The organism is Paenibacillus sp. FSL R10-2778, assembly GCF_038593035.1.
In the GTDB taxonomy this organism is placed as follows: Bacteria; Bacillota; Bacilli; order Paenibacillales; family Paenibacillaceae; genus Paenibacillus_AQ; species Paenibacillus_AQ odorifer.
Genome location: NZ_CP151956.1, coordinates 1316723 through 1330246 on the forward strand (window position 1 = coordinate 1316723; position 13524 = coordinate 1330246).

Consider the following 13524-nt stretch of genomic DNA (forward strand, 5'->3'; position numbering starts at 1 on the left):
GGTAAGGAGATGGGGGATGGGTATGGAATCAGAGGGGAGGACAAGGAAGAAGGTAGCATGGTAGTAGAAGCGGCGATGGTTCTTCCGTTCTTCCTGCTATTCGTCCTGTTCCTGATTTCTATCGTACAGATGACCTTGTATTCGACAGCTTTGCAAAGTACAGCATCAGACACTGTAAAGTCTATTTCAACTCATATGTATCCTGCGGCTTTGGCGGTGCAGAAATGGGGAATATCCAGCGAAGTAAGTGATGATTCAGGAGGGGATGACAGTGATCATTCTGCTGGCCTGAATTGGACTATTCCTCGCTTGTCACTTACTGATTGGGGCGATAGTTATGCTGAGTCTTTACCCAAGCCGTTAAATGAGTGGGTTATGTCGGCTTTAGAAAGTGGTGAGGGACCGTTGCAGAAGCTTCAGGCAGAGACTAGTGAAAGTGTACTTGATCTTGCGATCAAACCTTTATTGAAACCATACCTGACATCAGATTTACTGGATTATGAGCGAATTCATGTATCTAATGTTATGGTGCCGGAGCTAAAAGAGGGTACTCGTCCCTACCTTGGGCTAGTGGTTAGTTATAAGCTGCCGATGAAGGTCCCCTTTCTAAACCAAAGTATTGTTTTAGAAGCAAGTGCTGTTGAACGCCTCTGGATCGGGGATACGGGAGAAGGCACAGCCAAGGAGGGGAACGGTACTGGCCAACCAGATGAATTCATTGAAATCTTAGAAAAGCCGAACCCGGCTGTAGCGAATAAGCAAGGCAAGGTTCGTGCCAGAATACCGCCGAATGCTTCTGCCAGCTTGTCAGTCTTTTATAAGAGCGGGGGCAGTACTGCCAAATATTTAGGCTGGAAACAAGCGGATGAAGATGGATATATCGAGTGGGAATGGAAAATTGGTGTAAATACCACACCGGGCTCGTGGCCGTTTGTTATACAACTGGATGATGGTAGATCTGTTGAGGTTATGTTCACAGTAGTGAAGTGAAAGGGTGGAAAAAGGAGTGTAATAAATGGCAGAGTGGACATTTTGGGGATGTCTACCGTTTTTAGCAGCGGCACTGATTACAGATTTGAAGTCGATGAGAATACCAAACTGGATCACCTTGTCAGGCTTGCTCACCGGTCTGCTTGCACAAGGGGTGATCAATAGCTGGCATGGACTGCTGAGGGCTTTCGGGGGAGCTGCTGTAGGATTTACAGTCCTTCTGATCATGCATTTATTAGGGGCGGTTGGCGCGGGGGATGTTAAGCTTTTTGCTGGAATCGGAGCGTGGACAGGGATGTTGTTTACGCTGCAAGTCGTCATGTACTCCGTACTATTTGGTGCTTTAATAGGCTGGTTAATTGTTTTAAAGAGACGGGAGGCGGTCAGTCGTTCGCGTAAGATCATCAGCAGAATTTCTGGATTTATTTTATGGAAGAGCCCGTTTCTATTAAAAAATAACGATAGTGAACTGTTGAAATTCCCTTTCATGCTGGCTGTTATCCCTGGTTCCATATGCGCTTATCTATACTTTTAGTTCGGGAGGTGATGTTTGTTGTTCGGATTAACCCGTGATTTTATACAACAGGATGGTATATATATGATCCTTGGTGAACCCGAAGGAATACACGCGGAGAAGCTTAATTTGATTCAGGCGCGCATGCTGATGAACACTGACATTCCTCATCATTTGAGGCTGTTACTTAGAGAAATAGATATGAAGGTTACTATGGAATACGCTGTTTTACGCAAAAAAATGCTTAGTCATCTACTCAAAGGAGAGAAGCTAAGTATGAGCTCATTTTTCGGGTTATTGCTGCAAATTGCCCAAGGCATGGAAGATGGCAGATTATATATGCTGCGGGCGGAACAGTATGCTTTGCATGCAGATTACATTTTTATTGAAGGGTCGTTACAGAGCGGTAAAGTATACCTGACCTACATACCCATTCAGGAGAATAAGTCTGGTTCAAAGCTTGGAGAGTCACTCAAGTCACTAATCATGGTGTTAATGGCATCTATCACAGAGCTAACTGGCAGTGGTGTGCAAAGACTATTGCAATATTGCAGTGAAGAGGGATTTACTCCAGCTGGCTTAAAGATTCTTTTATCAGAGTTGCTGACAGAAAGAGAGCCCGTTACACCTGAAAGACAGCTTCATGAAGGCGTAAAAGAATATCTAGTGAAAGAGGCAGCAGCTCCACCATTAAGAAAAATATATGAGCATCGCGAAGATAAGGGATTGGAGCAGCCGACTGCTACTCCTTGGATCAGCAGCTATCCTAATCTTAAGATAAAAGAGGAGGAGAGCGTGTCTCTAAGCTTGGAGGATGAGCAGGTAACGAATCCGCAAGCCTCAAGCACAAGAACCTATATAGTGCTAGGGTGTCTATTAGGAGATGCACTACTGTGGAAGTTTCTATATTTGGATAGTACAAAGCCGTTATGGCTTGCCGTCTGTGTAGTTGTGACGATTGTATTGGCTGTTTTAAGTTGGATGGTTTGGAGCGGAAGGTTAAAGCTTGGTAAAGAAGATGATGATAGTCTGAGTGAAGATTCTGAAGATACTAACTGTAATCCGAGTCGGAAAGAATTGGAGTGGAATTTTGGCAGGAACCCTGTGACTTCTACGCGTCCTCCAGCAACAATCCCAAAGGTAACTCCGCAATTCTCAGATTCAGCAGCTAACGTTCCGGCAACCCGTCATGAATCAATAGCAGAGGAACATTGTTCTTTTAAAGCACCAGAAGCCATAGCACCAACAACTTTATTATCACGGGAGAAAATGCCTGAGCAGGGACGACAAATTGAAAAGCTGGATCGGAGTATTCCTTATCTCCAAAGAAGCGGTGAGGAGGGTGAAGAGGCGGAAATGATCGAGTTAAATCGAACTAGCTTCATTATCGGCCGATCGGCAGAGGTGGCTCAATATGTGGAAAGATCAGAAGGAGCCTCTAGAGTACACGCTGAAATATCTAGAAGCACCAGCGGATATATTCTGAAGGATCTTGACTCCAGAAATGGAACGCTTTTTCAAGGTGAAGCCATGGTCCCGTATAAAGAGTATCCACTAACAGAGGGGACCACATTTAAAATTATAAAAGGAAGCTACACATTTCATACAGCATGAAGGTGAGTTCTAACGATGAATGTGGCTCTACAATTTTTGTTTTTTCAAATTTTCTAAAGAGACTTGAAGTGTAGGGAAGGTAAAGTCAAAGCCATGATTTAATGCCGCTGCGGGCAGGACGCGCTGACCTTTGAGTAAGATTTCGGATAATTCCCCGACTGCTGTTTTTAACAGGAAGGCTGGCAAAGGGAACCAGTGCGGCCGTTTGTAGACTTTGCCAATCGTTCTGCCGAACTCTTCGTTCGTTACCGGATTTGGAGCAGTCGCATTAACAGGTCCGTTAATCGTTGGATTTTGCGTACAGAAATCAATTAGACGCACAATATCCGTCAGATGGATCCAAGAGAGCCACTGCTTTCCAGAGCCAATGTTGCCGCCAAAACCTAATAAATAAGGCAGCTTCATTTTGGGGAATGCTCCGCTCTCATTGCCGAGCACAACTCCGGTACGCAGCTTGACCACGCGGATATCATGGTAGGTTTCATCTGAAGCCTCTTCCCATGTCTTAACTACTTCTGAAGGGAAATCCATGACCTGGGCTGGTGAGGATTCACTAAAAGTATCCTCTAAAGAGGTACCGTAAATCGCCACGGCGGAAGCCTGAATGATTACGGAAGGCTTTTGCTTCATTTGATCTACTAACTTAGCTGCTGCGGAAACGGTTGCAAGTCGGGACTGCATAATCGCTTTTTTGCCACTTGGACTCCAGCGCTGGCTAAGGGAAGCTCCGGCGAGATTAATTAGGGCAGCTGCATTTTCCACTGGATCGGGATTAGAACTTAGACTGTCCCAGGTGTGGTAACTCAGCTTAGGATGAATTGTTGTTGCGTCTTTTGGTAAATTCCGACCTACAATAGCAACTTCATTACCTGCTTGCAGCCAGTATTTTGCTAGTTCGCTACCTATAAAACCGGTGCCGCCACATATCACATATTTCAAAGGAGGGCCTCCGTTCTAAATCGTACAATTCATTAAAAATTACTTAAACAAATGCTGGTAAGCAGAGTAATCAATTTTATTCTTTTCGAGAAAATTGACAAGAAAACGGTTATCGCGCCGCGGTGTGGCAACTATGTAACCTTTAATGCAGTGATCGCGAGTAACTTCTTTTGCATTGCTCTCGACGGCGATTTTTCCGATCTCGGCAGCAATAGAATGCTTCGCAATATCACGAAATGGACCAGGTACAGGCTGAACAAGCTGGTCCAAAAAGGCTTTTGTTTCGTCACTCCAGAGCGGGCGGCTACGTTCTACCCAGTAATTTTGCCAGTCTAGCTTTGACTTTCCATCAGCTTTGGGCAGGACCTTTAGGAATTTGCGGAACATAAAAAAACCGCCGATACACATGGAACCAAGCAGCATAAATGTCCAGAAAGCGATAGAGTTCATAAACCAATTGCTCGGTGTGGATAATAAACCAAGTCCTGATTGGATAAACATGCATACACCACCTTTTGGCAATGAGGATTCTCACACGAATTATTCTCATATTAAAGTATAGCTTATTTCCAAAGTTTTGCGAAGCAGAACCCGGCATATTGGCCTCGTCTAGATTTATTTTTCCGATCACGGTAGAATAGGGGTTAATTCGTGAAGGAAAGAGGGAAGAAGTATGCTGAAAATAGGTTCACACGTGTCTTGCTCGGACAAGGGTCTTTTGACCGCAGCAAATGAAGCAAATGAGTATGGTTCCAGCTCGTTTATGATATATACAGGAGCGCCGCAGAATACGCGCCGCAAGCCGATTGATGCCATGTATCCCAACGAAGGGAAGCAGGTTATGAAAGAGAATGGTGTAGAGGAGATTGTTGTCCATGCACCTTACATTATTAATCTCGCTTCCTATAAAGAGAATACGTACCAACTGGCTGTTGATTTCCTGCAAGAGGAAATTCGCCGTACCCATGCACTTGAGGTCAAGCATATTGTATTACATCCAGGTGCGTTCACTGATAAAGATGCTGAATATGGTATTCAGCGGATTGCAGATGGCCTGAATGAGGTGCTTGGAGGCACGAATGAAACGGAAGTGCATATCGCTCTAGAAACTATGGCTGGTAAGGGAACAGAGATCGGCCGCAGTTTTGAAGAAATCGCTTCTATTATTGCTAAGGTCGAACATAACGAACGTCTATCGGTCTGTCTTGATACTTGCCACATTCATGATGCTGGTTATGATATCGTTAATGATTTGGACGGTGTTCTCAACAAATTTGATGAGACTATCGGGTTGAACCGTCTTGGTGTAATCCACATTAATGACAGTAAAAATCCATGTGGCGCTCGCAAAGACCGTCACACGCCAATTGGCTCAGGTTGGATTGGGTTTGATACGATTAACAAAATCGTACACCATGAAAAGCTGGAAGGTCTGCCTTTCATTCTGGAGACCCCATGGATTGGTAAAGATGCTAAGACACAACGTCCGATGTATGAGGTGGAGATCGCTTTGCTGCGTGGTAACGTAGCTGAACGCTTTGGACCGGAATTCGTGCAGGATGTTGAAACATTACGTGAATTTTTTGCCAAGCAGGAGATGGATTCCCGTCAATATGTACTTAATGTCTGGGAGCTGCTGAAGAACGATGCCAAAGCTAAAAAAGCTGATCCACGTGAACCACTGGAGCGTCTGTACGATGAAGTTGTCGCAGCCCAGTTGTTTCCGCAACTAAGCGAGGAAGCTATTAATCATCGTTTAATTGCTTGGTTAGCAGGCAATTAAGTGCTCGTGAACGCTTAAGCTATACTTCAGATTGCGTAGGTAGATGAGAGGATGGGAAGAGGGTCATGGAATTACACGTAAAAAGAAACAATTCGTCGGGTGTCGAGCATTATTCCAACCGGGCACGTATGCTTATTTCCTGCCCTGACGGACCGGGAATTGTGGCGGCTGTATCACACTTTCTGTATCAGCATGGCGCAAATATTGTGCAGTCGGATCAGTATACGATGGATCCAGATGGCGGAATGTTCTTTATGAGAGTCGAGTTTGACCTACCTGAATTAGGCGATCGTCTGGAAGAGATTCGCTCTCAATTTGGCGGAGTGGCGGAGCGTTTTAAGATGGACTGGAAGATCTTTAATGTTCGTCATAAGAAGAAACTTGCCATATTCGTCTCTAAAGAAGACCATTGTCTTGTTGAACTGCTCTGGCAGTGGCAAGCGGGCGATCTCGATGCCGATATTGCCCTCGTCGTTAGTAACCATTTGGATATGAAATCTTATGTCGAGTCGTTTGGCATTCCATTTCATCATATTCCAGTCACAGCGGATACTAAGGATGAAGCAGAAAAACGCCAGTTAGCGGTCATCGGAGACGATATCGATGTTATTATATTGGCACGGTATATGCAGATTATCTCGCCGTCCTTTATTGAGCATTATCGCCATCAGATTATTAATATTCACCACTCTTTCCTGCCTGCCTTTATTGGCGGCAATCCATACGCCCAAGCGTACCAACGTGGGGTGAAAATTATCGGGGCAACCGCTCACTATGTTACTGAAGAACTAGATGGTGGACCGATTATTGAACAGGATGTGCAGCGGGTAAGCCACAGTGATGATGTTATTGAGCTGAAACGGATTGGGCGTACCATTGAACGTGTTGTTCTGGCTCGTGCGGTGAAATGGCATATCGAGGACCGGATTCTCGTCCATCAGAACAAAACTGTAGTATTTAAATAAAGGTATTCTCCGGTGAAAGAAACGGTTATGCCCGAGGGCTTTCACCGGAACCCTTTAATTTAATGTTCACTAAATCTCTATCAGGTAAAAAAGCATTTTACCAGCAGCTTGGCTATTTATGCCAAGGTGCTTTTTGTCGTTCTCAAAAATCATATAGTTAAGGAGGTGGAAGGTTTGGCGTTACAGCGAGGACGTTTGCTAAAACGTAATTATTTTTTCGCAAGTCTCATTTTGATTACTGGATTCGGGGGATTGCTAGGTTATGATCTCTATTTCAAGCCCTACGTGCTTTCCCAAACCGTGGTCAAAGTTAAGGTGCGAGCTGGGGAATCTCTACCTAAAAATTATGAGCTGAAAGCAAGTGATTTGTATCTGGATTCTGTTCAGACCAAGGATATACCCTCTGGTGTAATTACGGAAATCGCACAAGTGGAGCACAAAATTACGAATGTGAATCTGACTAACGGTAGTATTTTGACAGCATCACTGGTGGATGTTAGTGATTTAGAGCCTTTGCAGGATGAAGGTATATTTCCTATTCCGAAGGAGGCTATTTATGCCATCAATGGTTCGTTGCGAAGCCGGGATAAGGTAGACATTTATCTTGTAGAAGGTGAGCGAGAGAAGCAGCGAGAGGCGCTTGGTTCAAATACAGTTAAAAAAGAAAACGAGGAACAGGTGAAAAAACAAAGCTTGCTTAGCGATCCTGCTAAAGAGATCTTTTTATCTGGAGTTACCGTGAACTATGTGCGAACAGAAGACAATAATGATGTGCAGGATTCTGAGAAAGGCAACAACAATAACCGATTCACTTCTACTGGCAAGGTGGCGACACCAGAATTGAAGCTGAAGAAAAGTGAGGGTCAACGGCTAGGACAATTTTTGGAGCAGGGCAAAAAACTGTGGATCGTACGGGTAGAGTAGGGGGAGATTGCCTTGAAAATATTTAGTCTCGGCATAGATCAGTTAACGATTATTGATATCAAAAACGCGGGATTTAATGTAGTTACACAAAACGTGTATCCCGATCCGGCGCATACCGAAGGTCATATGTTAATGGTTACTAGTGACCAGGTATCTGTTCAAGCGCTTAGCGAGCTGCGATACAAATATCCAAGCTCTATGATCCTGTATTTATATCTGCAAAAGGGAATTCGCGGCTATCAAGCTGTGCATATGTTGTGTGAAAGCTTAGGTCTATATTTTATTCCTCCTCGTTCTACCTCGTCAGCAGTGATAGAGAAGATTCGTTTTATCCTGGAAGAGGATGTCGAGGAACGGAGCAATTTGGTTGGCTTTTTTGGCTCAGGTCCAGGCATTGGCTGCACGAGTGTGGCGAAGCTGTTCGCAAGACGAATTGCTGCGGCAGGTCTACGTGTTCTTGTACTTGGTTTGGATTTATATGACCCCGGGTATGACCGCAAAGCGACGATAAGTCTAGACAAACTGCGCCCCAAGCTTACAGGGAAGATGATTCATGATGAAGATTTCGAGCAATTGATTAGGCAGGATGGCTATTTGTATCTACCGGGGAATTACGACTACTTAAGTGTCCAGGATTATCTGGAGGAGGAGATCGAATATTTCTTGGCTAGAGCTGGAGCAAATGCGGATGTGGTTATTGCTGATTTCGGTTCAATTCCCGAGAGTGCTGCGTGGTATGTCGGTATGCAAAAGTCGTCGTTACGCATGATTGTCACTCATCCTAAACATGAACACAGATTAGAACCTCTATTCGAGCTTGCGGGGCATATAGATCTGCGTCCGCATGATTTCCAGCTGATCATTAACCGCAGTAATGTGGAGGAAATATCTTCGTCCAAAAATATGGCCCTTAGATTTGGTACTGAAATGTTGCTGGAGCTACCGTATTACCAGCCCTTGCAGGAAAGCTTGCCTCTAGGCAAAAAAGAGCTACAGCATGTGGATGATAAGGTACATTCTCTATTGGTGTCGATGGGATTAGCGCCAGAGGCCAAAAAGAAAGGGATATTTCTATGATTGAAACTCTCGCGAGTCGTCCACTCTTTTCTCTAAAACAAAGCGTGCTGCGCACTAGCAAACCGGGCAAGGAAGATTTTTATGCTTTTTTACAAAAAATGAAAACCGAGATGAACGAAGGGTTAGAACGTGAGGATGACGCTTACTTCGAGCTAAATGCAAAGGCATTAATTGGCGATCCGCAGGCAGTTAGCTTTTTTATGAATGAGATTGAGAAGTACTTACGAAAAACACCTTTTACTGGAAAGGTTCCAGAAGCGTACGGAACGGCGGCAGAGGCCCTGTATCACGAGTGGAAGGGTTTTGGACCAGCGTATCGTTGGTTTACTGATCGTGCATACAGCGAGTCAACCGGATTACAAATGATTGGGAAGCAAATTTTTTATAACCATAAAGGTGAGTTTATAGCTTACCCGTATGAGATGCCTTCACTGGATCGGGTGGAGCAGCTGAAGCGTTCCTTGCTAAAAAGTGATCCCAATAAAAAGCTGAACAAGGATAATCCTTCGGTGGAGTTCAAAATGGATGATCCGCTTTGGCCAGGTAGATTTATTCGGCTTGCGATTTGGGTATCACCTAGGGTTTGGGAGGGTTTTACTACGATATCACTGCGGCGACAGGTTGTGGAATTTCTGGATTTGGAGGATCAAGCGGGTACGGAATGTATTCCTGCCGAGGCGGTTGAGTTCATTCGGGCGTTATCGTCCACGTTTCGCAATACCATTATTGCGGGTGCTGTAGGGTCAGGAAAAACAACCTTTGCCAATACGATCGTTGGTGAGCAACTGCTTGGCTCTTCCTCCTGCATGGGAGTAGTGATGATAGAGAAACACCCGGAATCCATTTTACCGTATCAAATTAAAGGGCATCGAATTATTCCAATTCAAGCTGCGAATGAGGAACTGATGGAGGTGGGAGTAGAGTCGCTGCGGCATGACCCAAATATTTTGTATATGACAGAGATGCGTTATAACGAGTGGGAATTTTATTTGTGGAGTGGGGAAAAAGGATACGACGGGATCACCGGAACCTTCCACACCGTGGATTCGGAGGACATTCCTTATCAAGGTGCGTTTGCTGTGTCGACAAGAATTGGCGGGAGTCTAAAGGGGCATTTGATTTCTGCGCTGAAATCATGCGAGCTGGTGTTTATTTTGGAGAGTGTCCCGAACGGGAAGAAGCGGCTGGCGCGAATATCAGAAATCTTTTACGAAGAGGATAGAAATTCAGTGTTTGCTAATGATCTTATGCGCTGGGAGCCGCAGGAAATGTGTTGGTCTTATAATGACAAGCTGACGAAAAATCTGATGCTAAAAATGACTAAGAAAAATGCGGAGGCTACACAGATTGTCCAGAAAGAGCTGGGACGACTTGCTTCAACAAAACCAATGGATCAGCCGCTTAAAGAAAGCTTGAAATCTAAGATAGTACTTAATGAGTGAGGAGGTACAGCTATGGATTTACTATTTTATATTTTTCGTTTTGTCCTTCATTTATGGATTGTGTGGGGACTGTGGTTACTCACCAAACTGCTCATCGAAAGGCATTTACGGCAGGTAGTCCAGAAATTCGATTTTCGAATTAAACATAAGATGAGTATTTTTGGCAAAAGAGTTAGCTCGGTTAAAAAAAGGCTGTGGCTCTACCGCCATCTGGACAAGCTTCTGTATTTCGTACACCGGAAGTATGAACCAGGTATTAGCGTTATGCGTTTTGTTATGCGTACAGCTATTTTATTTATTGCGGTTTTCTTATCAGGACTACTGACTCTTAGTGAGCTCCCTGGAAGGTTGAGTTTTAACAATCCTTTTCTGGAGGGGATTACTTTTAATGAAGGACAGCCGATTCAGGGGGCGTGGAGATTTCCACTTTTTATAGCTGTAATATCTGCGACGATTCCTTATTTTCGTATGAGATACATCTATGCACAGCGGAAGGTACATGGAAGCTACGATCTCCTCGATGTAGTCAAAATCTCCACCAAATTCACACATTTGTCGGTAGATTCGATCCTTGATCGGACAGCGGATTTTCTTACGGATAAAAATGTACTAAAGAGGCCTCTGAAGCTGCTAGGTGCCGCATTTTCTAATTACAGTAATGAGAAGGAGCTTGTTGAGGAAGCAGGGAGATTCTCCAGTGCGATCGGCACCACCTTCGCTTTAGAGTTTATATCAGATCTGCTCTATGCCGAGAAGGAGGGAACCCGTTATTTAAAAAGCTCGCTAATGCTGTTGAATCGTTCTATGGAGCAGCAGAGAGAGACGATTTTAACTGTAAAAGCAGGAAGCAGAGATGCGATCAGCCTTGGCTTATATGGGAATCTTCTGGTGCTGGTATCTACGGTTGGTACCTTTATGTATATGCTGAAGCCCGATATCTATTTTCAACTGCAGTTCGAAACTGCGGTAGGTCTTTCCTTTTTGATGGTGATCGTCTCCGGCCTTTTTATCTCTTTTGTGATCAGTACTATTCTTGCCAGGCCCAAACTGGACTACCACTAAGGTGATGAACTATGGATAGATTATTACTACTAATTACAGTGATCGGGATCGTGTATGTCGCATTACTTGTGTTTGTGAGCAGCAGCAGTAAGCAGGAACGATATCTTGTCCGACTGGGCATCCGGTGGAATTCGCTGGGTGAACACGTGCAGAGTGATAGATTTCAGCAATTGTTGAATGAATGCAATTTATCAATTTCGGCTCGAAAAGTTACGCTATTTCGTTATTCAGCGGCAATCATCTATTTATTTAGCCAAGTCGTCAGCGATTTCATCCGATCTGTTCCTTTTTCATTCTATGACCCTCTAATTGCTCTACTTATTCTCGTAATCAGCAGTCCGATGCGTTATCTTCCGCTTGGTTGGGTGTTGGCGTGGCTTCACCAAAAGACGAATATTCAAAAAGATGGCGAGTTGATCTCCTTCATTCGTCTCTATGAGAATAATCGCCTACGTAAGCGCGGATATGTGCAGTTTGGTGCTTTTTGTGGGAGTACAGCGGGACATTTTCAATATATACGTCAGGATTTGTATGAGCTGTCAGAACGGGCAGTAGATGAGGGTGTGGAGGGGGCGATTGAATGGTTTTGTGCCAAATTTCCGGATAACCATCACTTTATTAATGACATCCGGTCCATTTTGCTGGCGACAGAAGGCATGGATGATGACACGGAAGCTGCAAACTATTTGCGTGAACAAGGCAAGATTATCTCCAAAATCTCCAGCGATCAGTATTTTAAAAAATGGTCTTTCATCGGTGATCTATCGACGATTATTAATGTTATTCCATCGATTGCTACTTTTTTGATGATCGTTGCCATGGCGATGCAGTACATTTTGCTAATCAAAGGAAATTTTAATGGAGTCGGCATGTTCCAGTGAAAAATTGTATATTCAACCTTATTTTTAAAACCTAAAATAAAAAAGGAGAAATTAACAATGAAAAAAGACGCTATTTCTACAGGTTTGTTTATCGCTATCGGTTTTTTGTGTGTGGCCATCGTAATTGCCATTTTGATTCCTCTGGTGCGTGACGTGATTAATGCTGCCGATGATAATAGACCGACGATCCCGGGGGTATCTCTAACTCAACCGCTGGATTCCAGCCAGACTGCACTAACTATGTCCATGACTCACGTTTCGGTATAAGTCAGATGAAAAAAGACTCTATTTCCGTCGCTATGTTTTTGGCCATTGGCTTTGTAATTGCGGGGATGTTTGTCACGGTAGCTACGCATATGATCGGCAGCAGTCAGGACGATATCATCTCACATACTAAGCAAGTGGAACAGTATTAGAAGGAGGCGTGTCTAATGAAGGAGACCGTCCTCCGGGCATTGTTCATGTGGCTAGTCCTGTTTATTATCCTGCAGCCTATCTTCTCCTACATAGATTATCTGCTAGATTTACAGGTCAAAGCTAATACGTCCTATATCACACAAAAAGCAGCAACAGAGGGGATGGTTACAGCTTCTATGCGGAATGAAGTAATTTCAAATCTGAAGGCGATTGGATTTTCTGAAGCTTCGATAGAAATTACTAGCAGTACAGACACCGTTCAAGAGCGAAAGCAACGAATTGATGTGTATGTAACCGCGCCACGGATAAATCTGTTTCCTTATAATTTTTCTACGGTTTCGCAGCCGACTCGATATTATGGGCATGGATCAATTATGAGTGAGTATCTCGATTGACTAAGGGATGAGCGTAATTTATGGATTACATTATTAAGCTGGCATTTGTCCTACTGATCTTTATCTACTCCTGGTTCTTTCAGATCCAGAATCAGGAGTGGGACCAGCTGCGCAACATGTTAAAAGACGCAAATAATATCGCTGTTCACGATGCCGCACAGGAATTAGATGAGACCGAATTGACTCGTGGTCGTCTGATTATAGATCCTACAGAAGCGTACGATACTTTTCAGCAAACCCTGCAGAACAATCTAGGCCTTGATAGCGGCCTTTTCCCCCAAGGGAGCAGTCGTTTTAAGACACAAGTAAAGATTGTGAAATTCGATATTATTGATGATTCCGATGGTGTGACGTTTCCACTTTTATACGAGGATAGCGAATATGGCATAACCAAATACATCGCAGGTCCTTCGGTTATTGCCGTCATAGAGACGGAACACCCGGTTCTGATCTCCAGATCCAAAACACAACAGCCCATCAGGGTGCCAGCAGTTCAGGAGTATAAGTTCAATAAGTAAGAA

Annotated in this window: 16 protein-coding genes; 14 read left to right on the forward strand and 2 right to left on the reverse strand. The window is 44.1% G+C overall.

The window, feature by feature from the left end; genetic code table 11:
- Positions 1–9 precede the first annotated feature (9 nt).
- The 3 genes from NST40_RS05770 to NST40_RS05780 are packed head-to-tail and all read left to right on the forward strand — an operon-like array spanning position 10 to position 3118.
- Complete coding sequence (locus tag NST40_RS05770; RefSeq protein ID WP_076277688.1) at positions 10–990, forward strand: TadE/TadG family type IV pilus assembly protein; 981 nt, start codon at positions 10–12, stop codon at positions 988–990.
- A 25-nt stretch (positions 991–1015) separates the two neighbouring features.
- Positions 1016–1525, forward strand: coding sequence for a prepilin peptidase (locus NST40_RS05775; RefSeq protein ID WP_076128203.1), 510 nt, complete (start codon positions 1016–1018; stop codon positions 1523–1525).
- An 18-nt stretch (positions 1526–1543) separates the two neighbouring features.
- The gene (locus NST40_RS05780) at positions 1544–3118 is read left to right on the forward strand and encodes a DUF6382 domain-containing protein (RefSeq protein ID WP_342410495.1); all 1575 of its coding nucleotides are present in this window, start codon (positions 1544–1546) and stop codon (positions 3116–3118) included.
- A 27-nt stretch (positions 3119–3145) separates the two neighbouring features.
- Here the strand turns inward: NST40_RS05780 and NST40_RS05785 are convergent, their stop codons facing one another.
- Positions 3146–4048 carry a TIGR01777 family oxidoreductase gene (locus tag NST40_RS05785; RefSeq protein ID WP_342410887.1) on the reverse strand — a complete coding sequence of 301 codons (903 nt, stop codon included), beginning with the start codon at positions 4046–4048 and terminating at the stop codon, positions 3146–3148.
- Positions 4049–4096: 48 nt separating this feature from the next.
- The gene (locus NST40_RS05790) at positions 4097–4558 is read right to left on the reverse strand and encodes a DUF2621 domain-containing protein (protein ID WP_036681700.1); all 462 of its coding nucleotides are present in this window, start codon (positions 4556–4558) and stop codon (positions 4097–4099) included.
- Between the two features lie 172 nt (positions 4559–4730).
- On the opposite strand from NST40_RS05790, the gene NST40_RS05795 reads away from it, so the two are divergent.
- The 11 genes from NST40_RS05795 (at position 4731) to NST40_RS05845 (ending at position 13521) form a co-directional block, all read left to right on the forward strand.
- Entirely contained in the window at positions 4731–5840 is a 1110-nt protein-coding gene (locus NST40_RS05795) for a deoxyribonuclease IV (protein WP_342410496.1), read from the forward strand.
- Between the two features lie 65 nt (positions 5841–5905).
- Positions 5906–6805 carry a formyltetrahydrofolate deformylase gene (gene purU, locus NST40_RS05800; RefSeq protein WP_076219715.1) on the forward strand — a complete coding sequence of 300 codons (900 nt, stop codon included), beginning with the start codon at positions 5906–5908 and terminating at the stop codon, positions 6803–6805.
- Between the two features lie 174 nt (positions 6806–6979).
- A complete protein-coding gene (locus NST40_RS05805) occupies positions 6980–7729 on the forward strand; it encodes an SAF domain-containing protein (protein WP_342410497.1) in 750 nt (249 codons plus the stop codon).
- A gap of 12 nt (positions 7730–7741) precedes the next feature.
- Positions 7742–8806: a hypothetical protein gene (locus tag NST40_RS05810; protein WP_342410498.1), complete on the forward strand. Its 1065-nt coding sequence runs from the start codon at positions 7742–7744 to the stop codon at positions 8804–8806.
- Positions 8803–10248 (forward strand): ATPase, T2SS/T4P/T4SS family, encoded by a 1446-nt coding sequence (locus NST40_RS05815; protein ID WP_342410499.1) that lies wholly within the window; start codon positions 8803–8805, stop codon positions 10246–10248. The genes NST40_RS05810 and NST40_RS05815 overlap by 4 nt, the downstream gene beginning before the upstream one ends.
- Before the next feature lie 12 nt (positions 10249–10260).
- Entirely contained in the window at positions 10261–11310 is a 1050-nt protein-coding gene (locus tag NST40_RS05820) for a hypothetical protein (protein WP_342410500.1), read from the forward strand.
- A gap of 11 nt (positions 11311–11321) precedes the next feature.
- On the forward strand, positions 11322–12191 hold the full coding sequence (locus NST40_RS05825) for a hypothetical protein (RefSeq protein WP_076220819.1): 870 nt from the start codon (positions 11322–11324) through the stop codon (positions 12189–12191).
- Positions 12192–12248: 57 nt separating this feature from the next.
- Positions 12249–12458, forward strand: a complete 210-nt coding sequence (locus NST40_RS05830; RefSeq protein WP_076137569.1) for a hypothetical protein — start codon at positions 12249–12251, stop codon at positions 12456–12458.
- A gap of 5 nt (positions 12459–12463) precedes the next feature.
- A complete protein-coding gene (locus NST40_RS05835) occupies positions 12464–12607 on the forward strand; it encodes a hypothetical protein (RefSeq protein WP_162636675.1) in 144 nt (47 codons plus the stop codon).
- 15 nt (positions 12608–12622) lie between these two features.
- On the forward strand, positions 12623–13003 hold the full coding sequence (locus tag NST40_RS05840; protein WP_076220818.1) for a hypothetical protein: 381 nt from the start codon (positions 12623–12625) through the stop codon (positions 13001–13003).
- A 20-nt stretch (positions 13004–13023) separates the two neighbouring features.
- Complete coding sequence (locus tag NST40_RS05845) at positions 13024–13521, forward strand: hypothetical protein (protein WP_076277696.1); 498 nt, start codon at positions 13024–13026, stop codon at positions 13519–13521.
- The last annotated feature ends 3 nt before the right edge of the window (positions 13522–13524 follow it).

What these genes read in the sequence shown, in the direction of transcription:
- NST40_RS05825 (WP_076220819.1), top strand. Translation starts at nt 11,322, where the DNA reads ATGGATAGATTATTACTACTAATTACAGTGATCGGGATCGTGTATGTC.
- NST40_RS05795 (WP_342410496.1), top strand. Translation starts at nt 4,731, where the DNA reads ATGCTGAAAATAGGTTCACACGTGTCTTGCTCGGACAAGGGTCTTTTG.
- NST40_RS05815 (WP_342410499.1), top strand. Translation starts at nt 8,803, where the DNA reads ATGATTGAAACTCTCGCGAGTCGTCCACTCTTTTCTCTAAAACAAAGC.
- NST40_RS05840 (WP_076220818.1), top strand. Translation starts at nt 12,623, where the DNA reads ATGAAGGAGACCGTCCTCCGGGCATTGTTCATGTGGCTAGTCCTGTTT.
- NST40_RS05835 (WP_162636675.1), top strand. Translation starts at nt 12,464, where the DNA reads ATGAAAAAAGACTCTATTTCCGTCGCTATGTTTTTGGCCATTGGCTTT.
- NST40_RS05775 (WP_076128203.1), top strand. Translation starts at nt 1,016, where the DNA reads ATGGCAGAGTGGACATTTTGGGGATGTCTACCGTTTTTAGCAGCGGCA.
- NST40_RS05790 (WP_036681700.1), bottom strand. Translation starts at nt 4,558, where the DNA reads ATGTTTATCCAATCAGGACTTGGTTTATTATCCACACCGAGCAATTGG.
- purU (WP_076219715.1), top strand. Translation starts at nt 5,906, where the DNA reads ATGGAATTACACGTAAAAAGAAACAATTCGTCGGGTGTCGAGCATTAT.
- NST40_RS05820 (WP_342410500.1), top strand. Translation starts at nt 10,261, where the DNA reads ATGGATTTACTATTTTATATTTTTCGTTTTGTCCTTCATTTATGGATT.
- NST40_RS05770 (WP_076277688.1), top strand. Translation starts at nt 10, where the DNA reads ATGGGGGATGGGTATGGAATCAGAGGGGAGGACAAGGAAGAAGGTAGC.
- NST40_RS05830 (WP_076137569.1), top strand. Translation starts at nt 12,249, where the DNA reads ATGAAAAAAGACGCTATTTCTACAGGTTTGTTTATCGCTATCGGTTTT.
- NST40_RS05845 (WP_076277696.1), top strand. Translation starts at nt 13,024, where the DNA reads ATGGATTACATTATTAAGCTGGCATTTGTCCTACTGATCTTTATCTAC.